The sequence below is a fragment of the Duganella sp. AC237 genome (assembly GCF_979254035.1).
In genome coordinates this window covers 1,865,744-1,888,837 of the sequence record NZ_CEEDEW010000003.1, presented here as the reverse complement: position 1 = coordinate 1,888,837, position 23,094 = coordinate 1,865,744, and the positions used below count along the sequence as shown (strand labels likewise).

Genomic DNA, 23,094 nt, shown 5'->3' with positions numbered 1-23,094 from the left:
CTCGATAAAAGAAATAGGTTATGATAAAATTTCTTTTATAACAGCGTCAAACATACCCGTACAACTACAACATCTCAAGCTAAATTAGGCTTTAAATGACTCCCGTGGCAATTCCGAAATTATTTATATCTTATAGCTGGTCAACCCCCGCTCATGAGCAATGGGTCTTGGACCTTGCGAATGCTCTGACCGAAAACGGAATACATGTGATACTGGATAAGTGGGATCTTCGCGAGGGGAACGACTCATTGGCGTTCATGGAAAGTATGGTGACCGACCCCACTGTAACGAAAGTAATTCTCGTTTGCGATAAAATTTACGCGAATAAGGCTGATGGCCGTGCAGGTGGAGTTGGCACCGAGGCCCAAATTATTTCGCCAAATATATATGCAAAAAAGGATCAAAGCAAATTCGTTGCGGTGGTAGCTGAAAAGGACGAGAAGGGGAAGCCATATCTACCGACATATTACACCGCAAATATGTATGTGGATCTGAGTGAAAGCGACCGCTATGCGGACAATTTCGAAAAGCTCATTCGATGGGTCTTCGATAAACCACTGCATAAGCGACCAGAAATTGGTAGACCGCCAGCATTTTTGCTGGCCGACAGCCCGACGGTTATGGGTACCTCAACAGCAGCATCGCGAACCATCGACGCGTTCAAGACGGACAAAGGATATCGACACGGTGCGTTGGAGGAATATTTGGCGCTGTTCAGTCAGCAGATCGAGCGGTTTCGGATCACTGATCGGGAAAACGAATTCGATGACTTACTCATCAAATCAATTGAGGACTTTATCCCGGCCCGCAGCGAATTTATCCGCGTCGTCACCACCGCAGTTCAATATGATCGCCAAGACGAAAGTACGCCGACTATTCATCGCTTCTTTGAGTCAGTAATTCCATATATGTTTTGCCCTGCGCAAACCAGCAATTATCGCGAGCCTGACTTCGATAACTATAGATTCATAGTCCATGAGATTTTTCTATATTATTTAGCAATACTTTTGCGGGCTGAACATTTTAACGCTGCTACGAATATGCTCTCTCGACCGTTTTATATTGCCGCTAGGTCTGAAAACGGGCAAGAACCATCAAGTTTATTCACTATTTTTCGACAACACACTATGAGCCTCGAAATCAGGAATAAGCGCCTTGGTTTGCGGCGCCTATCTCTTCGCGCGGATTTATTAAAACAACGTGCTGAATCCTCAGGAATTGCGTTTAGGGACATTATGCAGGCTGATTTCGTATGTTTCCTGCGAACCGAGATTGCTAATGATCGGCACCACGGCAATTGGTGGCCCGAAACTCTGGTGTACGCTACGCATCAGTACGGTCCACTCGAAATATTTGCCCGAGCTTCCTCTAAGGGTTACCTCTCGCGCCTCCTCCCACTTCTAGGAATTGAAGAAATAACCCCCCTAGCCACACTAATGGAGGGCTACCGTACGCAAAAGAAAAACCCGCCCCGATGGCAATATGATTCAATCGACCCGGCTATTATGGTGGGTTTGGATAAGCTTGGTAGCAGAATTTAGATTGGCGCATCTTATGAGTGACAGGTTTGTCGCGTCACCTCCACGGCTACCGCCCCCTGGGAGGTCGACCAAACAGGTTTAGGTCTAAGCCGCTCTTTTATGCTTCGGGGTGTCACTGTAGACAATATGGCGGAGAGTACCCGTCACCAGCGACGCGGCGACTAGCTATCGACCACCACCCGCGCTCGAGCCGCGAGTGGAACACCATTTATCCGCCCCTATGAAACGATAGCACCCTTAGAGCGCATGTCAGTCATCGGCCTTGTCCAGCTTGTACGCCAGAACACGGAGGAGCTTGCAACCCCAATCCCCGTCGAGGGCATCGAGCGCATTCAGGCGCTTGATATGATCGAACCGAAGCGGGCCGATGGCAATGCGGCGAAGAAGTTCCTCGCGCTCAACGGCTCGTTCTGCCGGCGTTGGAATTGGCGGCCCTATACTACCAATACGCGCAGTCAGCTTTTTAAGGAAGTGCTTCATTGGCAGGTCCGCGCTATATGGGCTGGAGCAGCGTCGTACGCAGCCGCGCAAACTGCTCGATCTTGCTCGCCTTGACCTCCGAGTACCCATCCGGCACGACGGCCGCCAAGACCGCCACAGCCTCGTCAAAACGCCCCAGTTGGCGCAGCAGTTCGCCGCGCGCTACCTGCTCCTTGGGATCGTGCTCAAGCAGCTCCACGAGCCTCTGCGCGTTCGCGCGAGCAATCTCTTCCGCAACGGCTGGCTGACGCATGGCGCTTGCCTCGCTGGCGGTCACGCGGAGGTGATCGTTCGACGCCCACCACAATCGCTGGCGCAGGTGTTTTTCGCGGTCGGCCACATCCGACGGCAACGCTGCCAGCGCTTCAATGAAGTCGTCGGCGCATTTGAGGCCGTCAATCTGCTCGGCGTTCCTAATGCCAGCGGGCAGCGAATCCCATACCCGCTCATCCCGTAGGCATCCACCACGGTCACCAGTAAGTCGATGCCACGCGCGGCTCATTGGGCCAATCGGACGGGGCTTGTAAGGCGCCCGCATGATCTCGTCGGCGTCGGCGAGCCAGACAATGCCCGTGCACGCTGGGCAGCGTCCGACCGAACCGCTGGCATTGGCCCACCACTGACCGTTCTTTCCATCTGACCACTCGATTACGGTGTCGAAGAACAACGAAATCATCGCATGGCGCATGAAGTATCCGGCGCATGCCGGACATTGGTGGATGATGGGGGGCGAGAAGCGTGTCATTGTTTAGCGGTTTATCGTGTGGTGTCCGGCGCGGCCGAGTTACCGACGTCAATCAATAATCTCTATGTCTGCGAGCAGGTATCGACCCGGTGCTGATGTTGGCACGATAAGGTCGAGTTCTAATAGGCCGGCAGCAATTGTAGCTTCCGCAATATTTACGGAATCTTCCCCTGGCTGAGCGTCGCTGAGTGCAATGACCAACGCATGGCTAAGGGATTTATCAGCCTTGAGTAGTACATCCAAAGTCGAACGTGGCATTGCGAAGACGGGTTCGCTGCGCCCCTTTATCGAGCACAGGAGGAAGGCAAATTGCGGCTCCTGTCGCTGCATCGGCTGACCGTCGCAGCGAGCCACATGCCACGTATAGTGCTCCGAACGCAGATGATCAAAATTGCCCTTCTTCTCGTCTACCTCAAATTTTTCACTTTGTGGCATTGGACTTGAACTCAAGACAATAAATGCCCGAGGTGTGTTTTGCATTAAGGTGTCCCACTCGAAGCCCGTGGGTTTGCCAGCATCGCCGTCCAAAGTAATGTTGTAACGTGCAGCCGGATCGAAAGCCTCGTCGGAATCGTTTTCGGCCAGTTGGTAGTTGAAAGAAAATGTCGTCATCGAGCTTAACCTTCCTTTTTAATTTCGACCAAAACATCGGCCTTCGGTTTCAACTTGGGCCGTACCAGTTCGGCATCGGCTGCCGTCAAACACATGAACTGGACCTCCGCCTTCGGATAGTTTCCAACACGAACGGCGGCTGCGCCTCGTTGGTGCTGACGACTTGTAGCGTTCGGCCTTGGCTTCGGCAGTAGGCGTTCGCCTCTTGGAACGCTTCTGCTTTCAGCACGCCTGAGCCGCTGAAGCAGGTGGCCGCCTGGCGACTGACCATGTATGTGTCGGTACCGATGGGGATGATGCCGGAGTTGCTGGCGCAGCCGGTGAGAACGATGGTCAAAACTGACAAAATACGTTTCAAAGTGCTCTTTCAAATAAAGATAATTTAATCGGCGAAAATAAACCGAATGGGGAAGATCACCCGTGGAGTGGCGGTTATATTACCCCGAAGATTGGCACTATGCCAAACACTTCTCCCTACTCGAAAGAACCCGCTCTGGTGGCGTTCGGCACTGCGGTTCGTGCCGCGCGTACGGGTGGAGGGGTGTCCCAAGAAGACTTGGCCCATCGCAGCGGCATAGACCGCTCTTACCTCGGGGCGATTGAGCGAGGTGAGCAGAATGCCGGCATTCTGCACTTGGTACGGATTGCGGCCGCGCTGGACACCACCGTCGCAGAATTATTTGCCACGGCTGGTTTATAACCGCGAGGGCCGCTGTCAGGAGGATATGATGCAAAGCACAAGTCCGTTTTTGTATGGTGACGGAATAGCCAAGGTGCTGGACGTGCTCGAATCCTATTTTATACGCGGTTGACGACAAGTCCGCTTGGCTGCTGATATGGTTCCATCGTCTGCCGGGCGAGGCACGGGGCCGCGCGCTGCAAAGTGCATCCGATGCCGCTGACGAGTAAGGGTATCCTTCGGCTCCCTATCGTCGCCATGCTACACTCCCCCTGCGTTGGGTTGAGACTGATTGAGCCACGCGACGATTTGACGGTACTTTTGACGGTATGAAAGTGTGCCCCCGGCGCTAGAACAAGACTTCATGCGGGGTTCAAGACACTATTCGATTCCAGTCGGGGGGACCAGCGCCGGCCATGCCGTGCCGGTCCTAGCACCTTCGCTTTCCCCCCAGCCTTGCCCTTGCCCCCCGTCTGCGTCCTGCCAATCCCGCCGCAGCACCAGCGAAACACGGTGTTTGCTGCCGGCACCTCGCCATACGCCAGCGACTTTCATGCTATTTGTAAATTCCACCGAGAAATATCTTGCAATTAGAAAATAGTTCGGTATAATTTGTTTCACAACAGCAAAATATTTCTCAGGGTTAGTTACAGCCACTTGTCAAAAGGACTGTAATGAGAATTCGCACCGCACGTTTTCAATCTTTCTTCGTAGCAGCAAGCTTACTACTTTCGACCACACTCACATTCTCCCCCGTCCCTGCCCACGCTGCGACCGATTTCGCAGCCACCACAGGTTTCGGCACTTTTTACAAGCCGTTCGCGCCGGATTCCCCATGGAACAAACGGCCCATTAATCCCGTGCTGGGTGCCGGTGAAATCAAAAAGCCGCTGTACAACCCGACCTGGATTCCGGTCGTCGACGACGGTGTGCTGTCGCTGCGGGTATTTCTCGCCAAGGCGAGCGATCCCGCCGTCACTGTCTATGGCAAGCCAAACACGTCCGGGGTCGCCGATCCCGATACCGGCGTTTATCGCACCATCACGGTGCCGCACTGGCCGGCTAACGTGGTGCCCGCCAGCGGCGCCGACGGCCACGCCGACGTGGTCGACACTGTCACCGGCATCGTCCACTCCTTCTACCAGCTCAAATACGTCAATGGAAAATGGACCGCCGGCATGTACTCATGGACCCGGCTCGATGGTCGCGGTTTTGGCGAGGGCGGGCATTGGAGCCAAGGCGCACGCGCCAGCGGCGTGCCCAATATGGGCGGCCTGATCCGCATCCACGAGATCGACGACGGCCAACCGTACTACCGTCATGCGCTGGCGATGACCTTGCCGCGCCATACGCTCTCGGGCGGCACCAGCGTGCCGTCCTACATCCGACCGGTTACTAGCACCGACGGCAACGCCAGTCAGAACACCGGCACCGTGCCAATGGGCGCACTCATCATGCTGCCGTCGGGGTTTGACGTTAACAAGCTCAGTTCGCCCAAACTGCGCAAGATCGCCGCCACCCTCAAACTGTGGGGCGCCTACGTGGTCGACAGCAACTACGATACCGCGTACGGCATCTACGTGGAAAATGGCGCCAATTTTAACTTGATGCCAGCCGGCACTTGGGATACCAAAGTGGTGGCCGACCTCGAGCTTATCCGCGCAGCGCTGCGGCCGGTCGCCGGCGCCCAACAGTGGGTTGACGGCAACGTCGTCACGCGCAATAAAGAGGCGCCGATGGAATTGCTGTCGATGCGCGGCACCTGGCTGTTCCACGAGACCAGCGTCAAGGGTCCGGCCAGCTTCGATACCTGGAGCCAGTCGCTGGTGTTCCCGTCGACGAACACCAAGATCACGCTGGTCAACTATAACAACGAAGTGAGCAAGGTGGCCTGGGCCAAGCCGGTGCCGGGTGGGCGCATGCGGTTCGAATCACAGTCCACCGGCGGGGCCACGATCCGCCTGCAGGTGCTCCTGGCCGGCAAGGTGATCTTCGATAGCGGATTCCTTGAAAACGGCGCGGTGGCCAACTTTACCTGGCCGAACGCCGCCGCCGGTTCGGTGACCGTCACCCTGCGTGCCGAAAGCGGCGTCAACCAGGCTTCCTCGACCCGCGGCGTATTGACCAACGTGTTCTAGCCGGGCCCGCCGGCGCGTCACGGCACGATCGCCGTGACTTCGATCTCGACCCGGGCGCGGTCCTCGACCAGCCCGGCCACCTGTACCGCCGTCATCGCCGGGTAGTGCGCGCCGATGACGGCGCGGTAGGCCTGCCCCACCTCCTTGTAGGCGGCCACATACTCCTTGCGGTCGATCACGTACCACGTCATGCGCACGATGTGCTCGGGCCGCGCGTTCGCCTCGGCCAGCACGGCGACGATGTTTTCCAGCGCCTGGCGCGCCTGGCCGGCGAAATCGTCGGTATGGAACACGCCCTGCCCGTCCCACCCGATCATGCCGCTGACGCACACGGTGCGTCCGCTGGCGGCCACGCCGTTCGAATAGCCGCGCGGTTTGGCCCAGTGCGGCGGTTGAAGTATCTCCATCATGCGTCCTTGTCGGTCTGCTCGCGCAGCAGCTCGCGCGCGATGATCAATTGCTGCACCTCGGTGGCGCCCTCGTAGATGCGCAGCGCGCGGATCTCGCGGTACAGGCGCTCGACCGGCTGCCCGCTGACCACACCGAGGCCGCCGAACATCTGCAGCGCCGCGTCGATCACCTGCTGCGCCGTCTCGGTGGCGGTCATCTTGGCCATCGCCGCTTCCTTGGTCACCCGCTGGTTACCGCCGCCCTGGTCGCGCTGCCACGCGGCGCGGTAGGTCAGCAAGGCGGCGGCGTCGACGCCGGTCGCCATCTGCGCCAGCCTGGCCTGCGTCAGCTGGAAGTCCGACAGCATCTGGCCGAACATCGGCCGCTGCATGGCGTGGGCCAGCGCCTCGTCGAGCGCGCGCCGTGCGAAGCCCAGCGCGGCGGCGGCCACCGAGGTGCGGAACACATCGAGCGTGGCCATCGCCACCTTGAAGCCCTGCCCCGCCTCGCCGATGCGGTTGGCGGCCGGCACGCGGCAGCCGTTGAACACCAGGCGCGCCAGCGGATGCGGCGCGATCACCTGGATGCGCTCGGCGATCTCGAAGCCCGGCGTGCCGGCATCGACGATGAAGGCGCTGATGCCGCGCGCGCCGGGCTGCTCGCCGGTGCGGGCGAACACCACGTAGAAGTCGGCGATGCCGCCGTTGGAGATCCAGGTCTTTTCGCCGTCGAGCACATAGTGGTCGCCGTCGCGCACTGCGGCGCATTGCATGGCGGCGACGTCGGAGCCGGCCTGTGGCTCCGACAGCGCGAAGGCGGCGATGGCCTCGCCGCGCGCCACGCGCGGCAGGTAGCCCCCGCGCTGCGCGGCGCTGCCGTGCAGGCTGATGGCGCCGGCGCCCAGCCCCTGCATGGCGAAGGCGAAATCGGCCAGGCCGTCGTGGCGCGCCAGGGTCTCGCGGATCAGGCAGATGGCGCGGGTGTCGATGACGTCGGCCTCGCCGCCGTGCGCGGCGCCGGCGACCGCGTGCCGCAGCCAGCCACCCTCGCCCAGTTGGCGCACCAGCCGGCGGCAGGCGCCGTCGACGTCGGTATCGTGATGCTGACCGACGTGGCGCGCGGCCCATGCCTCCAGCCGCTGTTCCAGCGCCGCGTGGCGCTCCTCAAAAAACGGCCACGCCAGATAGGTTTTGTCGGTCATTCTCTAATCGCCTTCGAATTCGGGTTTTTGCTTCGCCACGAAGGCGTGGTAGGCACGGTGGAAGTCGTTGGTTGCCATGCAGATGGCCTGCGCCTGCGCCTCCGCCTCGATGGCCTGGTCGACGCCCATGTTCCACTCCTGCTGCAGCATGGTCTTGGTCATGCCGTGCGCGAAGGTCGGACCGTCGGCCAGCCCTTGCGCGAAGGCGCGGGCGGCTTCCGCCAGTTCCTCCGGCGCCTCGAGGCTGTTGAAAAATCCCCAGCGCTCCGCCTCCGCGCCGGACATCGAGCGCCCGGTGTACAGCAGTTCGGCGGCGCGGCCCTGGCCGATCACGCGCGGCAGCAGCGCGCAGGCGCCCATGTCGCAACCGGCCAGGCCCACGCGGGTGAACAGGAAGGCGGTCTTGCTGCGCTCCGTGCCGATGCGGATGTCGGACGCCAGCGCCAGCATCGCGCCGGCGCCGGCGCAGATGCCGTCGATCGCCGCCACGATGGGCTGCGGGCAGGCCAGCATGGCTTTCACCAAATCGCCGGTCATGCGGGTGAAGGCCAGCAGGCCTGGCATATCGAGCTTGGTCAGCGGGCCGATGATGTCGTGCACGTCGCCGCCGGAGCAGAAGTTGTCGCCGGCGCCGGTGATCACCACGGCCTTGATGTCGTCCGCCCGCGCCAGCGCGCGGAACAGGTCGCGCAGCTCGGCGTAGGAGTCGAAGGTCAGCGGATTTTTGCGGTCCGGCCGGTTCAGCGTCAGCGTGGCCACGCCGCCGTGGGCGTCGAACAGAAAATGGCTGGCGCGGTACCCGGCAAGCGTGGCGCGGTTGCCGGGCAGCTGGTGGGCATCGCCTTGAAGATATCGCATGGGTTTTCCTTAATTCTTGTTCCTATTTTCCGTCGGCGTTGCGGTCAGCGGAGTACAGATGCTGCTTCATCTGCGACAGCAGGTCGATCAGCTGGCCCTTGTCGGCGCCGGACATGTCCTGCAGCAGTTCGGCGATCCAGCCCTCGTGCACCACCGCCATTTCGGTGAAGGCGCGGCGTCCCTCCGCCGTCAGCTTGACGCTGTAGGCGCGGCCGTCCTTGGGATCGGGCACGCGCACCACCAGCTTTTCCTGTTCCAGCTGGTCGGTGATGCCGGTGATGTTACCGCCGGTGACCATCATCCGCTTCGACAGCTCGCCCATGCGCAGTCCGTGCGGATAACGCTCCAGCTGCGCCATCAGGTCGAAGCGCGGCAAGGTGATGCCGAAGGTCGCGCGCAGCCGGGTGCGGATTTCGGTTTCGATCTTGACGGTGCACGACAACATGCGCAGCCACAGCTTGAGCGACTGGTGGTGGTCCTGCGTCAGGCGGCTGGCCAGGTCGAGCACCGGCTCCGCGTCCGTCGCTTGTTCGTCCGGTGCGGACGGATCTTCGTCTGGTTTTTCTCGATCGTTGTCGGATAGGGGCATAGCGTCCTTGTACGTCACATGACTTCACCGCCGGCGACGGCGATGGACTGTCCATTCATGGCGGCCGATTCGGCCAGGCATAGCCAGGCCACGGCGTTGGCCACTTCGGCGCTTTGGACCAGCCGCTTTTGCGGATTGCCGGCGGCCAGTTCGGCGCGGGCCTCGTCTTCGCTGCGGCCGGTCTTGGCGACGATGTTGGCGACGGCGTCGCGCACGATATCGGTCTCAGTATAGCCCGGGCAGACGGCGTTGACGGTCACGCCCTTGGTGGCCACCTCCAGCGCCAGCGCGCGCGTCAGGCCGACCACGCCGTGTTTCGCGGCCGTGTAGGCGGCGGTGTAGCGGTAGCCGGTCAGGCCGGCGGTCGACGCGACGTTGACGATGCGGCCCCATTTCGCCTCCAGCATCGCGGGCAGCGCGGCCTGGGTGCAGTGGAAGGTGCCGGTGAGGTTCACGTCCAGCATGCGTCGCCACAGCGCGGCGTCGGTTTTGCCGAACGGCGCGGCGGCGGCCTGGCCGGCATTGTTGACCAGGATATCGATGCGGCCGAAGCGCTCGGCGGCGGCGGCGAAACCGGCGCGCACCGAGTCCTCGTCGGCGACGTCCAGCACTTGCGTGGCGATCTCCGCCCCCGGCGGCGACATTGCGCGCATCGACGCCTCGGCGGCGGCCAGCGCGTCGGCGGCGCGGCCGGCCAGCGTCACGCGCGCGCCGCGCGCCAGCAAGGCCTGCGCGCAGGCGGCGCCGATGCCGCGTGAACCGCCCGTGACCAGCGCGTGTTTGCCGGCCAAAGGCAGTGTGCCTTGCGAATTCAATTGGTCGTTCATTCATCCGTCCCGCGTGGTTCAACCTTGTTCGCCGAGGCCGACTGGCGCTCGCGCGCCATATTGCGCTCCATCTGCTGCTTGGCCGGCAAATACTGCCTGGGCCAGCTCACCGCCGTATAACCCAGCTTCGCCGCCTCGCACAGCGTCCACGCCGGATTGGCCAGGTGCGGCCGCCCCACCGCGCACAAATCGGCGCGGCCCGCCGCGATGATGCCGTTGGCATGGTCCGCCTCGAAGATCGAGCCCACCGCGATCGCGCCGATGCCGGCCTCGTTGCGTATCCGGTCCGCGAACGGCGCCTGGAACATGCGCCCGTACACCGGCTTTTCCAGCTTGCTCACCTGCCCCGACGAACAATCGATCATATCGGCGCCGGCGGCTTTGAACAAGCGCGCGATGCGCACCGCGTCGTCCGGCGTGATGCCGCCTTCGACCCAGTCGTGGGCCGAAATGCGCACGCTCATCGGCTTGTGGCGCGGCCACGCGGCGCGCATGGCCGCGAACACCCGCAGCGGATAACGGCAGCGATTTTCCAGGCTGCCGCCATACTCGTCGCCACGCTCGTTGGTCAGCGGCGAGATGAAGGACGACAGCAGATAGCCGTGGGCGCAGTGCAGCTCCACCCAGTCGAAGCCCGCGTCGTCCGCCGCCCGCGTGGCGCGCACGAAATCGTCTTCGATGCGGCTCATGTCGGCCAGGGTCATCGCCCGCGCCGTCTGCGAAACGCCGGCCAGGTACTGCTGCGGCGAGGCCGACACCAGCGGCCAGTTGCCCTTCTCGAGCGGCTGGTCGATGCCGTCCCACATGACGCGGGTCGAACCCTTGGCGCCGGCGTGGCCCAGCTGCACGGCGATGTGCGCGTCGCTGTTCTGGTGGACGAAATCGACAATGCGCCGCCAGGCCTGCGTGTGTTCGGGCGCATACAGCCCCGGACAGGCCGGCGTGATGCGGGCGTCGGCCGACACGCAGGTCATCTCGGCGAACACCATCGCCGCCCCGCCCATGGCCCGCGCGCCGAGGTGCGCCAGGTGGTAGTCGCCGACAACCCCGTCGACGGCGCTGTACTGCGCCATCGGCGACACCACGATGCGGTTCTTCAGCACCAGCTTGCGCACCTTGAACGGTGTGAACATCGGCGGCACGTGGATTGCGGCGGTGCCGGCCGGCGCCGGCAAGCCCGCCTGTTCAAAGGCGCGCGCCGCGAACCAGTCCTCATAGCCGGCCACATAGGCCGCGTCGCGCAGGCGCAGGTTTTCGTGCGACAGCCGCTGGCTGCGCGTCAGCATCGAATAGGCGAATTGCGGCGCCTCCATCGCCGAATAGCGCTCGACGTTCTCGAACCATTCCATCGAGTTGCGCGCCGCGCTTTGCAGCTTGGTCACCTCGACCGCGCGCGCCTCCTGGTAGGCCGCCAGCGCAGCCTCGCTATCCGCCTCCCGCCCGAAGCAGCGCGCCAGCTCGATCGCGTCCTCCAGCGCCAGCTTGGTACCGGAGCCGATCGAATAATGCGCCGAGTGGGCGGCGTCGCCCATCAACACCACCGGCACCCGTTTGCCGCCGGCGTCGTTCCAGTGCACCCACTGGTCGCAGACGATGCGCGGAAACTTGATCCACATGTTCGCCCCTTGCAGGTGGGGTGAATTCGACATCAATTCATGGCCGTCGAGCTGCTCGGCGAACAGCTGTTCGCAATAGGCGATCGCCCTGGCCTGGCTCATTTCCTCCAGCCCGGCCGCGCGCCACACCGATTCCGGCGTCTCGACGATGAAGGTCGATGTCTCGCCGTCGTACTGGTAGATGTGCGCCTGGAACCAGCCATGCGCCGTTTGCTTGAAGGCGAAGGTGAAGGCGTCGAACTTCTTGCGCGTGCCCAGCCAGACAAAGCGGCATTGGCGCGCCTCGATCCGCGGCTGGTAGCTGTCGGCGTAGCGCGTGCGTATGCGGCTGTTCAGGCCATCGGAGGCGATCACCAGATCGGCAACATGGCGCGCGGCCAGTTCCTGGTCGTCGCGCACCTCGGTCTCGAACACCAGCGACACGCCCAGCTCCTCGCAGCGCTTCTGCAAGATGTTGAGCAGGTGCTTGCGGCCGATGCCGCAGAATCCGTGGCCGCCCGACGTCACCTTGCTGCCTTTGAAGAAGACGTCGATGTCGTCCCAGTGGTTGAACGAGCGCAGGATGTCGCGCGCGGTCGGCTCGTCGGCGTTCATCAGGTTACCCAGCGTCTGGTCGGAAAACACCACGCCCCAGCCGAAGGTGTCGTAGGGCCGGTTGCGTTCCACCACGGTGATCTGGTGGGAGGCATTCTGCTTTTTCATCAGCAGGCTGAAATACAGGCCGGCGGGGCCGCCGCCTATGCAAAGGATGTTCATGGATTTTCCGTACGCAGTTTGAAGCGCTGCAGCTTGCCCGTCTCGGTGCGCGGCAGCGCCTTGAGGAAACGGATCGAACGTGGATACTTGTAAGGCGCGATTTGCTGCTTGACGAATTCCTGCAGCTGCGCCGCCAGTTGCGGCGACGGCACGGCGTCCGGCTTGAGCACCACGTGCGCTTCGACGATCTGTCCGCGCTCGTCGTCGGCCCTGCCGATCACGCCGCATTCGGCCACGGCGGGATGGCGCAGCAAGGCATCCTCCACTTCGGGGCCGGCGATGTTGTAGCCGGCCGAGATGATCATGTCGTCGGTGCGCGAGCGGTAGTAGAAATAGCCGTCGGCGTCCATCTCGTAGGCGTCGCCGGTCAGGTTCCAGCCATTGAGCACGTAATCGCGCTGGCGCGCGTCGGCCAGGTAGCGGCAGCCGGTCGGGCCCTTTACCGCCAGCCGACCGATCACGCCGGGACCGACAGGCTTGCCGTCATGATCGAGGACGCAGGCCTGGTAGCCCGGCACCGGCTTGCCGGTGGCGCCCGCGCGCACCTGGCCGTCCGCCGCCGAAATGAAGATGTGCAGCAGCTCCGTCGCGCCGATGCCGTCGATCATTTCCAGCCCGGTGACGCGGCGCCAGGCCTCGCGCGTGGCCGCCGGCAGCGCCTCGCCGGCCGACACGGTCGCGCGCAGGCTGGCCAGGTCGTGGACGCCTGCCATCTGCGCCATCTGCCGGTAGAACGTCGGCGCCGTGAAGCACACGGTGGCGCGGTATTTTTCCATCGCCTTGAGCAGCGTTTCCGGCGTCAGCTTCTCCAGCAGCACCGCCGCCGCGCCCACCCGCAGCGGAAACAGCAGCAGGCCGCCAAGGCCGAAGGTGAAGGCCAGCGGCGGCGTGCCGATGAACACATCGCCGGGCCGCGAGCGCAGCACCGAGCGCGGGAAGCAATCGCAGACCGCCATCACGTCGCGATGGAAATGCATGGTGCCCTTGGGGATGCCGGTGGTGCCGGAGGTGAAGCTGATCAGGCACACATCGTCTGCCGCCGTGTCGACCGCCTCGAAGCTGGCCGGCTGCGCGGCCATCAGCGCCTCCAGCGGGCTGTCCTCGCCGCCGAACCACAAGGTCTTGTCGCGCACCGCTTGCGGCAAAGGCGGATCGACCGCCTCCAGTTCGGCGCGCAGCGCTTCGGCGCACAGCACCGCGTTGATCTCGGACTTGCCGGCGATGGCGGCCAGCTCGCGCGCGCGCAGCAGCGGCATGGTCGGCACGGCGATGCAGCCGCACTTGATCACCGCCAGGATGCAGGCGGCCATCATGGGATTGTTGGCGCCGCGCAGCAGCACGCGGTTGCCGGCTTCGAGCCCCATCGGCCCGCGCAGCACGTGGGCGATGCGGTCGACCCGCTCGCGCAGGCCGGCGTAGGTCCAGCTTCCGTGTTCGCACAGGATCGCGGTGCGGTCATCCAGATCGGCGGCGCCGTTCAGCAGCTCGCGGACGCAATTGAGGCGCGGCGGGTAGTGCAGTTCCGGCAGGTCGAAGCGAAGCTCGGGCCACAGCGCGCGCGGCGGCAAGTGATCGCGCGCGAAATGATCCGTGTAAGCGCTGGCTGACGCGCCGGCGGAACTGTCGGTAGGTTGGTTCATGGTCGCCCTGGAGTGGCAATGTCGAAGATACTTTAAACCTAAACTATATCAACATCAAGCCAAATATGCGGAACAACCCCGGAGCAAAATCAACACGCGGGTCAGGCGGAGGTGCTCTTGCGGACCGATTCGGCCTGTTGATCGACCGCGCGTATCACGTCCGACAACACCGCCTGAACCGCCTCGTTGGACAAGCGGCCCGGCGCAAAACCCTTCAGCGCGGCGGCGGCGCCGTCCAGGCCCAGGGTGACGCAACCGGCGTGCAGCCGGTCGATGCGTGCCTGCGCTTCGTGCTGGCCGCCACCGGCCAGCAGCGCTTCGAGATCGCCGCCGGCGGCGGCCAGCTGGTTGTGAAACCCGCTCAGGTACACCAGCAGGCGCTCGGCGTTGATGCCCAGGCGGCGCAATGTCTCCACCGGGTCCTCGGCCTGGTGTCCGGAACCGCTGGCCGCCTGGTCGAGGAAGCCGGCCAGGTGCACGCGCACCTGCTCCGCCTGGAACGGCTTGACGATGTAGCCGGCGGCGCCGGCATGGGTGGCTTCCTGCAAGGTGTCCTTGTCGGACGCCGAAGTCACCAGCACGAACGGCATGCCTTCAAGGTCTGCATCGCCTTTGACGTGCTGCAGCAACTCCATGCCCGACATATTGGGCATGCGCAGGTCGCAAAAGCAGATAGCAGGCCGCAAGCCGTCCCGCAGCTGCCGCCATGCGTCGGCGCCATCCTCCGCTTCCACGATGTCGAACTTGCCGCAGCTGTCGATCAAATGCATCAACACCATGCGCGAGACGACGTCGTCGTCGACCACCAGAACTTTCATGTCATTCCCTGTGCCTTTGATCCTGCATTATAAACAGGGCATCAATCCCGGTGTCGCCAACTTAAGCGGCTTACAGCGTGCTAGTCGCTCCCGCCTGTTCCAGCAGTATGCGCAGCTTCGGCATGGCATCGGCGATGCGCCGCCAGTCGGCGTGGTCGGCGCACAGTTCCAGTTCGCCGCACAGGGCCTGCAGCTCCTGCTCCTCCAGATAGCCCGCGCTGCCCTTCATGCCGTGCAGCAGGCGGCTGGCGGTGTCGCCGTCGCCGCCGGCCAAGGCCTGCTCCAGCTCCGCCAGGCGCAGCGGCGCGTCCAGGTTGAAGGCGATGCGCAGGCGCGCTTTCAGATCGCCGCCGGCGCCGCTGTGCTGCGCCAGCCTGGCCGGCTCCGAGGCGGCCGGCTCGACGCCGAACATCGCGTCCAGTTCCGTCGTGCCGATGGCGGGATGGCGGCGCGGCTCCATGCGCGGCAGGCTGACGCCGCGCTGCAGCTGGCGCTCGATCGCGCGGCTCAACTGGAAGTGCAGCTTGTCCTCGTCGATCGGCTTGGTGAGGAAATCATCCATGCCGGCGGCCAGGTAGCGGCTGCGGTCCTCCTCGCTGGCGTTGGCGGTCAGCGCGATGATCATCAGCTCCTGGTCGCGCACCGGCGACGCTTCGGTGCCGCCCGAGCGGATCAGCCGCGTGGCGCTGGCGCCGTCCATCTCCGGCATGCGGCCGTCCATCAGGATCAAATCGTAGCGCGTCAGCGCACAGGCCTTGACCGCCAGCACGCCGTTGGCGGCGATGTCCACCTTGTGTCCCAGGTCCTCGAGCATCATGCGGATGATGATCTGGTTGGTGGGGAAGTCCTCGGCGCACAGCACCTTGAGCTGGTGGCTGTGCGGCTCGCGCGGCACATGCGGCACCAGCGGCGGCGGCACGCCGTTCGCCAGCGGCAGCTCGAACGAAAACACGCTGCCCTGCCCCGGCGTGCTGACGGCGCTGATGCTGCCGCCCATCAGCTCCACCAGTTGGCGGCAGATCGCCAGCCCAAGGCCGGTGCCGCCGTAGCGGCGGGTGGTGGAGGCGTCGGCCTGCTCGAACTGCTGGAACAGGCGCGGGATGGCATCGGCCTCGATGCCGATGCCGGTGTCGGCGACCGAGAAGCGGATGCGGTTGACCGCCCCCTTGCGGCCGGCCCGCGCATCCCGATTTCCGTGCACATCGTCGGGCAGGCGCTCGATGCGCATCATGACCGAACCGTGCTGGGTGAACTTGAAGGCGTTGCCGACCAGGTTGACCAGCACCTGGCGCAGCCGCGTCGGATCGCCGACGACGAACTGCGGCAGGCCGTCGCCGAACTCCAGGCGGAAGCCGACGCTGTGCGCCGCCGCCTGCTCCTCGAACAGGCCGACCACGTTCTGCACCGCCGCCGACAGCGAGAAGTCGATGTTCTCGATGGTCAGCTTGCCCGCCTCGATCTTGGAGAAGTCCAGCAGGTCGTTGATGATCGACAGCAGCGACTGCGCATTGGCCTGGCCGCGCAGGATCTGCTCGCGGGTGCCGTCCTGCAGCCGGCCGTCGCGCAGCGCGAAGTTCAGCATGCCGATCACGCCGGCCAGCGGGGTGCGCATCTCGTGGCTCATATTGGCCAGGAACTCGGATTTCTGCCGGGTCGCGTCCTCCGCCTTCCGCTTGGCCAGGCGCAGCCGCTCGTCGTTGTCCTGCAAGGCGCGGTTGGCCAGCGCCAGCTCCTCGGTGTGCAGGCGCACCTGCTTTTCCTGCAGCAGCAGCTGGTCCTGGGTCTGGCGCAACGTCTGCAGCGCCTCCTCCAGCTGCTGGTAGGCGCGCGCGTTTTCCAGCCCCGCCACCGCGTGCGACGCCAGCGTCTGCAGGATGTCCATGTGCACCCGCTGGTAGCTGTCCTTATGCGTGCTCTGTACGCAAATCAGGCCGACCACCCTGTCGCCGGCGATCAGCGGCGCGTACAGGGTGGACTGCGCGGCGGCCAGCTGCACGCCATCCTCGCGCACGCACAGCATCACCGACTCCAGGCCGGAATCGTCCATGTAATCGCGGTACTCGGCGCGCATGTCGTTGATGAAAATCGGCTGCCGGTGGGTGACGCACCACACCGCCAGCTGGTTCGGATCATCGAGCCGCCGCTGGTAGGGCCGCGTGCGCACGCCGCCCTCGATCGCGAACGGGAAATCGATCACGCCGTCGTCCTCGCGCACGAAGCCGATGCCGAAGATCTGGGCGCTCATCAGATGATGCACGTGGCGGTACAGCGTCAGCATCGACGTTTCCATGTCCAGGGTGGCGCTCAACTCCCGACCCAGCTCGCTCAGCACCGAGATGTTGCGGTGAGCCTGCTCGACGTTTTCCTTCTGCAGCTCGACTTCCTTCTTCTGCCGTTCGGTGTCGAGGCGGCGCTGTTCGGCCTCGGCGCGCTGGGCTTCGGCCTCCAGCCGGCGCAGCTCCAGCTCCTGCTTCTGCTGCTGCAGCAGCAGGTTCTTATGCTCGACTTCCGCCGTGCGCGAGCCGACCAGCTGCTCGAGCCGCTGCTGCTGGCGGCGCAGGCTGCGCACGCGCGCGTGGTAGGCCGCGTAGGCGGCGCTCAGCAACAGGAACGCGATCACGCTGCGGAACCACCAGGTTTTCCAGAACGGCGGCAGGATGGTGATTGCCAGCGTGGCCGCGTTGTCGTTCCAGATGCCGTCCTTGTTGGCGGCCTTGACGCGGAAGGTGTAGGTGCCCGGATCGAGATTGGTGTAGGTGGCGAAGCGTTTGGTGGCGTCGGTCACCACCCAGTCCTCGTCGAAGCCTTGCAGCTGATAGGCGAAGCGGTTGCGCTGGGGCGCGGCGTAGTGCAGCGCCGCGAACTCCAGCGAGAACACGGAATCGTTCTCGCTCAGGGTCAGCGCGCTGGTGTGCTCGATGGCGGTTGTCAGCACCTTCGGATGGTCGCCCTGCCCGGCCTTGAGCGACTTGTTAAAGATCTGGAAGTCGGTGATCGCCACCGTCGGCGCCACGCTGTTTTCGCGCACGTCCCCGGGCGAAAAGGCGGTGATGCCGTTAAAGCCGCCGAAGTACAGCGTGCCGTCCGGCGTGCGCAGCGCGGCACCGTCGAAGTAGGCGCCCTCGATGGTGCCGTCGGCGCCGCTGTAATTGCGCACCAGGCCAGAATCGATGTTCAGCCGCGACAAGCCGCTGTTGGTGCTCAGCCAAAGGTTGCCGGCGTTGTCGGGCAGGATGGAGGCGATGGCGTCGTCGGCGATGCCGTCCTTGCGCAGGTAGCGCCGGAAGCGGATGCTGCCGTCCGAGGCCACGTCCATCCGGTTCAGGCCCGCCGCCGTGCCGACCCAGATCGTGCCGCGCGCGTCCTCGTACAGGCAGTGCACCTCGTCGTGACTGAGGCTGGACGGATCGGCGGCGTCGCGGCGGAAGTGGCGGAAGCGCCCCGTCTTGCGGTCCAGCAGATCGAGGCCGTTGAAGGTGCCCACCCACAGCTGGCCGCGGCGGTCCTCCAGGATCGGCCGCACCACGTTGTCGGCCAGGCTGTTTCCGTCGGCCGGGTTGTGGCGGAAGGTGCGCACGTCCATGGTGCGTGGATCGAGCCGGTGCAGGCCGCCCCGGCTCGCGACCCACAGCATGCCGCCGCGGTCGGCGACGATGTTGCGCACCGTGTCGCTGCCGACGTCCGCGCTCATGAACGACACCGCGCGGATCGCGCCGGTGGCCGGATTGAGGTAGTTGACGCCGGCCCGTCCGCCGATCCACAGGTTGCCGTTTTTTTCGCGCAGCAGCGCGGTGACCTGGTCGTCGCTCAGGCTATTGGGGTCGCGCGGATCGTGGCGCCACACCCGGCTCTCGCCGGTGACGGGATCGTACAGGTTCAAGCCGCCGCCGCTGCCCAGCCACAGCTTGGTGCCGCCCTCGGCGACGATCGCCCGCACCTTGTTGTCGGACACGGAGTTGAGCATGTCTGACTGGCGCACGATGCGCGCGAAACCGCCGCTGCCCATGTCGACGCGGCTGACGCCATCGTTCCAGGTGCCGACCCAGAAGGTGCCGACGCGGTCGCGGAACAAGGCCGATATCTGGTTGTCCGCCACGCTGTGGCTATCGCTGAACTGGTGGCGGTACTGCGTCAGCCGGTTCTCCGCCGGCAGCCAGCGGAACAAGCCGTCGGCCTGGGTGCCGACCCAGATCTGGTTTTCGACATCTTCGTACAAGGTGGTGACGCTGACCCCGGGGTTGATGCCTTCGCGCGCGCCCAGCCGGCGGCGCTGCGGCTCGACCCCGAGCAGGCGCCATTGTTCCAGTCCGCCCATGGTGCCGATCCACAGCGTCTGCGCGCTGTCGACCTGCAGCGACAGCACGGCGTTGAAGCGGCTGTCGCCGCCGGCGTCCATCGTGTAGTGGCGGAAGTGCGCCGCGCCCGGCGCCAGCATATCGAGGCCGGTGGCGGTGGCCACCCACAGCCGCCCGGCGGCGTCGCGCGCCAGCGCGTTGACCTGGTCGTTGGCCAGGCTGCCCGCATCGGCCGCGTCGTGGTGCCAGCTGGTGAAGCGCCTGGTGGAGGGGTTGAAGTGGTGCAGGCCGTCGGCGCTGCCCACCCACAGGCCGCCCAGGCCATCGTCGACGATGGCGCGCACGTGGCGGTTGCCGTTGCCGCGCTGCCCCGGTTCCTGTGGCGCGAAATGGGTGAAACGGCGCGTGGCCGGATCGAACAGATCCAGGCCGCCGTCGGTGCCCACCCACATGCGGCCGGTGCCGTCGACGTGCAGCACCCGCACCCAGTTGTCGACCAGGCTATTGGGGTCGGAGACGGCGCTCTTGTAGGTGACGGTGCGGTAGCCGTCGAAGCGGGTCAGGCCGGCCTGGGTGCCGAGCCAGATGAAGCCCTGCGTGTCCTGGGCGATGGCCAGCACCGATTCCTGCGCCAGCCCGTTCTCGACGCCGAGCTGCTCGAAACGCAGGGTGCGCGGCGGCGCGCCGGCCCATGCGGCGGCCATGCCGAGTCCCCACAGCAGCAGGAGCGGCACCAGCAAGTGTGCGAACAAGCGTCGAAATTGGCGTCTAAAACACGGCAAAACGGTCCCGCAGTCGGTGGTCAGGATTCAAATTCAGGATTCAAAGAAGGCCAGCACGTCCTCTTTACGCGCCTGGGTGTCGCGCTGACCGAGGCGGATCAACTCGCAAGTATAAGTCGATTCGAACAATAAATACGAGGCCAATGCGGCGCCGCGCGTTTCGGTCGCGCCGATTCCCGACAACATGGTGCGTATCGGCGCCGGCAAACTGGCGATATGGCGGCTGGCGATATCGTCCAGCCGTTCGGACGGCGCGATCACCAGCAGCTTGACCGGCTTGAGGGGAGTTTGTTCGAGCAGCTCCGGCGGCAGCATCGACAAGGTCTTGTTGACGCGCTCGAGGCGCTCGATGTCGACCGCCAGCGAATCGAGGAAGATCGACGACATCGCGTGGCCGGCGATCTGCGCCAGGCTGGGATAGCGCGCCGAACTTTTTTCGGCGGCGCTGCGCGTCGGCTCGGTCAGGCGCCCCGCCCCCACCACCAGCACCTTGCTGGCGCCGAGGTGGATCGCCGGCGAGATCGGCGCCAGCTGGCGCATCGAGCCGTCGCCGCAGTATTCGCGGTGGCCGCCCATGTACAGCGGCGTGGCCGGGAAGATGAACGGGATCGCCGACGACGCCAGCAGGTGCTCGACGCCGATCTGGTCCTGCAGCGCCACGCGCTGCATGCGTATCCACGGCGCGATGTCGGCGGCGGTCTGGTAGAACGTCAGGTGGTTGCCGGCGGTGTAGGACGAGGCGGTGACGGCCAGCGCGTGCAGCAGGCCCTCGGACAGCGCCGCGTCGAGGCGCGGCAGGTCGAGCATGCGGTGCAGCAGGCCGACCAGCGGCGTGTTGTCGAGCAGGGACGCCGGCGGCGCGGCGCGCCATTTGCGCAGCAGCCAGCCGAACGACAGCAACGACAGCCAGCGCGCGCCGGAGCGGATCACGCCCAGCGAATCGGCGCGGTAGACCTGTTCGACCTCGATATGCTGCCAGACGTCGAGCAGCTTTTGCACGCCCTCGCCGAAGTTGTCGGCACGGCAGGCCAGCGCGGTGGCGTTGATCGCGCCGGCCGACGTGCCGCAAATGATGTCGAAAGGATTACGCGCCGGCGGCCAGCCCGCTTCCCATAGTATCTCCGAGATCGCCTGTAGAACGCCGACCTGGTAGGCCGCGCGGGCACCGCCTCCCGTCAGGATCAAGCCTGTTTTCTTTTGAATTCCCATGCGCCAAGGTTAGCAGGGTATGCAGCGTTTGGGGAAGGCGCCTGCGGCTTTTCGGCGACGTTTGCCACAAACTCAATCCCCCAGCACGATCCCCTCGCGACGCGGATCGGCGCCGCCGAACCACTGCGCCTTGCCGTCGACGACGCGGCGCTGGATGCCCTGCAGGCCAGAGTTTTGATCCCCCTCGCGCACCTGATGGCCGCGCGCCTTGAGCTCCTCGATCACCGCCGGCGCCACCCTCTTGGCCTCGATCTCGGTGGGTCCGTTGCGGCTGCCCATGTTCGGCAGGCTGATGGCCTGCTGCACGTCGAGCTTCCAGTCCAGCGTCCCGACCAGCACCTTGGCCACGTAATTGATGATGGCCGAGCCGCCGGGCGAACCGGTGGCCAGCACCAGCCGGTGCGTGCCTTTGTCGAACACCAGGGTCGGCGACATCGCGCTGCGCGGGCGTTTGCCGGCCTGCACCCGGTTGGCGATCGGGCCGTCGGCGTCCTGCGAATCGAACGAGAAGTCGGTCAGCTGGTTATTGAGCATGAAACCGTCGACCATCTGGCGTGCGCCAAAGGCGTCTTCGACCGAGGTGGTCATCGACAGCCCGCCGCCGAAGGCGTCGACCGCCACGAAGTGCGACGTCGACGGCTTGTCGATCGCGGTGTCGGCGCCCCACGCCACCTGCATGGTGGCCGGCGTGCCGTAGTTGGCGCGGCCCATCGAGCGCTCGCCGATCAGCGACGCGCGCTGCGCCAGATAGGCCTTGTCGAGCATGGCGCTGACGCCCTTGCCCGGCAACGGCACGAAATCGGTGTCGGCCACGTAGCGGTTGCGGTCCGCATAGGCCAGCCGGCCCGCTTCCGAGAACAGGTGGATGCCTTCGGCGGTCGGCATGCCGTCGACCGGTTTGTACGGGCTGATGTCCTTGACCTCCAGGATGCCCAGCATCTGGGCGATGGCGATGCCGCCGGACGACGGCGGCGGCGCGCCGCACACGGTCCACGCCTTGTAGTCGCTGCAGACCGGCGCGCGCTCCTTGGCCTGGTAACCGGCGATGTCGGCGGCGGTCAGCTTGCCCGGATTGGTCGGATGCGAGGCTACCTTGGCGGCGATGTCGCGCGCGATGCGGCCTTTGTAAAAGGCGTCGGCGCCGCCGGCGGCGATCTCGCGCAGGGTGCGCGCCAGTTCCGGGTTTTTCAGGAGGTAGCCGACGGGGCGCGGCTTGCCGTCGTCGTCGAAGAAGTATTTTTTGGCGACCGGATCGCGGGCGAGGTAGCGGTCGTAGGAAATCAGCGCGTTCAGGCGCGGGCTGACGGCGAAGCCCTCCTCGGCCAGCTTGATGGCCGGCGCGAACAGGGTTTTCCACGGCAGCTTGCCATGCTGCTTGTGCGCCAGCTCCAGCATGCGCAGCACGCCGGGCGCGCCCACCGAGCGGCCGCCGATCACGCCGATCTCGCGCGAGACAGCCTTGCCGTCGGCGTCCTGGAACAGGTGTTCATCGGCCGCCGCCGGCGCCGTTTCGCGGCCGTCGTACGACTGCACGCGCTTGCCGTCCGAGTAAAGCATGAAGGAGCCGCCGCCGATGCCGGACGATTGCGGCTCGACCAGTGTCAGTACCAGCTGGGTGGCGACGGCCGCGTCGATCGCCGAACCGCCCTGCTTCAGCATCTGGTAGCCGGCCTGCGTGGCCAGCGGGTTGGCCGCGGCGACCATGAATTTTTGCGAGGACTTGCCGGCCTTCTCGGCGTAGCCGGTGGCGATTTCCGGTGCGGCATCCGCGGTCGCGCGTTGCGCGTAAACCGGCGCGTGCAAAACGGCCAGCAGCGGTATGGCCAGTGCGGCGCTGCGCGCCAGTGTCTTCAAACGAATCATGGGCTCTCCAAATAGAGGGCGCGCCTGCCGGGAAAGGCTCCCTTAGCCGCGCCCG

17 protein-coding genes are annotated in these 23,094 nt (G+C 64.6%); 3 read left to right on the top strand and 14 right to left on the bottom strand.

The window, feature by feature from the left end; genetic code table 11:
* The first annotated feature begins 95 nt into the window (after nt 1-95).
* Nucleotides 96-1,541, top strand: a complete 1,446-nt coding sequence (locus AC0IYS_RS08770) for an SEFIR domain-containing protein (RefSeq protein WP_471704795.1) — start codon at nt 96-98, stop codon at nt 1,539-1,541.
* Nucleotides 1,542-1,790: 249 nt separating this feature from the next.
* Here AC0IYS_RS08770 and AC0IYS_RS08765 read toward each other — a convergent pair whose 3' ends face one another.
* The 3 genes from AC0IYS_RS08765 to AC0IYS_RS08755 form a co-directional block, all read right to left on the bottom strand.
* Nucleotides 1,791-2,021, bottom strand: coding sequence for a hypothetical protein (locus AC0IYS_RS08765; protein ID WP_471704794.1), 231 nt, complete (start codon nt 2,019-2,021; stop codon nt 1,791-1,793).
* A gap of 13 nt (nt 2,022-2,034) precedes the next feature.
* Nucleotides 2,035-2,709: a hypothetical protein gene (locus AC0IYS_RS08760; protein ID WP_471704793.1), complete on the bottom strand. Its 675-nt coding sequence runs from the start codon at nt 2,707-2,709 to the stop codon at nt 2,035-2,037.
* A gap of 105 nt (nt 2,710-2,814) precedes the next feature.
* Nucleotides 2,815-3,378, bottom strand: coding sequence for a hypothetical protein (locus AC0IYS_RS08755; protein WP_471704792.1), 564 nt, complete (start codon nt 3,376-3,378; stop codon nt 2,815-2,817).
* Nucleotides 3,379-3,835: 457 nt separating this feature from the next.
* On the opposite strand from AC0IYS_RS08755, the gene AC0IYS_RS08750 reads away from it, so the two are divergent.
* Together AC0IYS_RS08750 and AC0IYS_RS08745 are read left to right on the top strand one after the other, a co-directional pair.
* Complete coding sequence (locus AC0IYS_RS08750) at nt 3,836-4,078, top strand: helix-turn-helix domain-containing protein (RefSeq protein ID WP_471704791.1); 243 nt, start codon at nt 3,836-3,838, stop codon at nt 4,076-4,078.
* 839 nt (nt 4,079-4,917) lie between these two features.
* Nucleotides 4,918-6,195 carry an Atrophin-1 multi-domain protein gene (locus AC0IYS_RS08745; RefSeq protein ID WP_471704790.1) on the top strand — a complete coding sequence of 426 codons (1,278 nt, stop codon included), beginning with the start codon at nt 4,918-4,920 and terminating at the stop codon, nt 6,193-6,195.
* A gap of 17 nt (nt 6,196-6,212) precedes the next feature.
* Here the strand turns inward: AC0IYS_RS08745 and AC0IYS_RS08740 are convergent, their stop codons facing one another.
* From AC0IYS_RS08740 to ggt, 11 genes are all read right to left on the bottom strand, one after another.
* Complete coding sequence (locus AC0IYS_RS08740; protein ID WP_471704789.1) at nt 6,213-6,602, bottom strand: RidA family protein; 390 nt, start codon at nt 6,600-6,602, stop codon at nt 6,213-6,215.
* Nucleotides 6,602-7,786: an acyl-CoA dehydrogenase family protein gene (locus AC0IYS_RS08735; RefSeq protein WP_471704788.1), complete on the bottom strand. Its 1,185-nt coding sequence runs from the start codon at nt 7,784-7,786 to the stop codon at nt 6,602-6,604. The genes AC0IYS_RS08740 and AC0IYS_RS08735 overlap by 1 nt, the downstream gene beginning before the upstream one ends.
* A gap of 3 nt (nt 7,787-7,789) precedes the next feature.
* Nucleotides 7,790-8,644 carry an enoyl-CoA hydratase family protein gene (locus AC0IYS_RS08730; protein ID WP_471704787.1) on the bottom strand — a complete coding sequence of 285 codons (855 nt, stop codon included), beginning with the start codon at nt 8,642-8,644 and terminating at the stop codon, nt 7,790-7,792.
* Nucleotides 8,645-8,666: 22 nt separating this feature from the next.
* On the bottom strand, nt 8,667-9,233 hold the full coding sequence (locus AC0IYS_RS08725) for a MarR family winged helix-turn-helix transcriptional regulator (protein ID WP_471704786.1): 567 nt from the start codon (nt 9,231-9,233) through the stop codon (nt 8,667-8,669).
* 14 nt (nt 9,234-9,247) lie between these two features.
* Nucleotides 9,248-10,060 carry an SDR family NAD(P)-dependent oxidoreductase gene (locus AC0IYS_RS08720; protein WP_471704785.1) on the bottom strand — a complete coding sequence of 271 codons (813 nt, stop codon included), beginning with the start codon at nt 10,058-10,060 and terminating at the stop codon, nt 9,248-9,250.
* Nucleotides 10,057-12,432, bottom strand: a complete 2,376-nt coding sequence (locus AC0IYS_RS08715) for a bifunctional salicylyl-CoA 5-hydroxylase/oxidoreductase (protein WP_471704784.1) — start codon at nt 12,430-12,432, stop codon at nt 10,057-10,059. Before AC0IYS_RS08715 ends, AC0IYS_RS08720 begins: the two co-directional genes overlap by 4 nt.
* Nucleotides 12,429-14,072 (bottom strand): AMP-binding protein, encoded by a 1,644-nt coding sequence (locus tag AC0IYS_RS08710; RefSeq protein ID WP_471704783.1) that lies wholly within the window; start codon nt 14,070-14,072, stop codon nt 12,429-12,431. Before AC0IYS_RS08710 ends, AC0IYS_RS08715 begins: the two co-directional genes overlap by 4 nt.
* A 101-nt stretch (nt 14,073-14,173) precedes the next feature.
* Nucleotides 14,174-14,890: a response regulator gene (locus AC0IYS_RS08705; RefSeq protein WP_471704782.1), complete on the bottom strand. Its 717-nt coding sequence runs from the start codon at nt 14,888-14,890 to the stop codon at nt 14,174-14,176.
* A gap of 70 nt (nt 14,891-14,960) precedes the next feature.
* Nucleotides 14,961-19,889 carry a two-component regulator propeller domain-containing protein gene (locus AC0IYS_RS08700; protein ID WP_471708828.1) on the bottom strand — a complete coding sequence of 1,643 codons (4,929 nt, stop codon included), beginning with the start codon at nt 19,887-19,889 and terminating at the stop codon, nt 14,961-14,963.
* A gap of 111 nt (nt 19,890-20,000) precedes the next feature.
* Complete coding sequence (locus AC0IYS_RS08695; RefSeq protein WP_471704781.1) at nt 20,001-21,176, bottom strand: patatin-like phospholipase family protein; 1,176 nt, start codon at nt 21,174-21,176, stop codon at nt 20,001-20,003.
* A gap of 72 nt (nt 21,177-21,248) precedes the next feature.
* Nucleotides 21,249-23,039, bottom strand: coding sequence for a gamma-glutamyltransferase (gene ggt / locus AC0IYS_RS08690; RefSeq protein ID WP_471704780.1), 1,791 nt, complete (start codon nt 23,037-23,039; stop codon nt 21,249-21,251).
* Between the last annotated feature and the right edge of the window lie 55 nt (nt 23,040-23,094).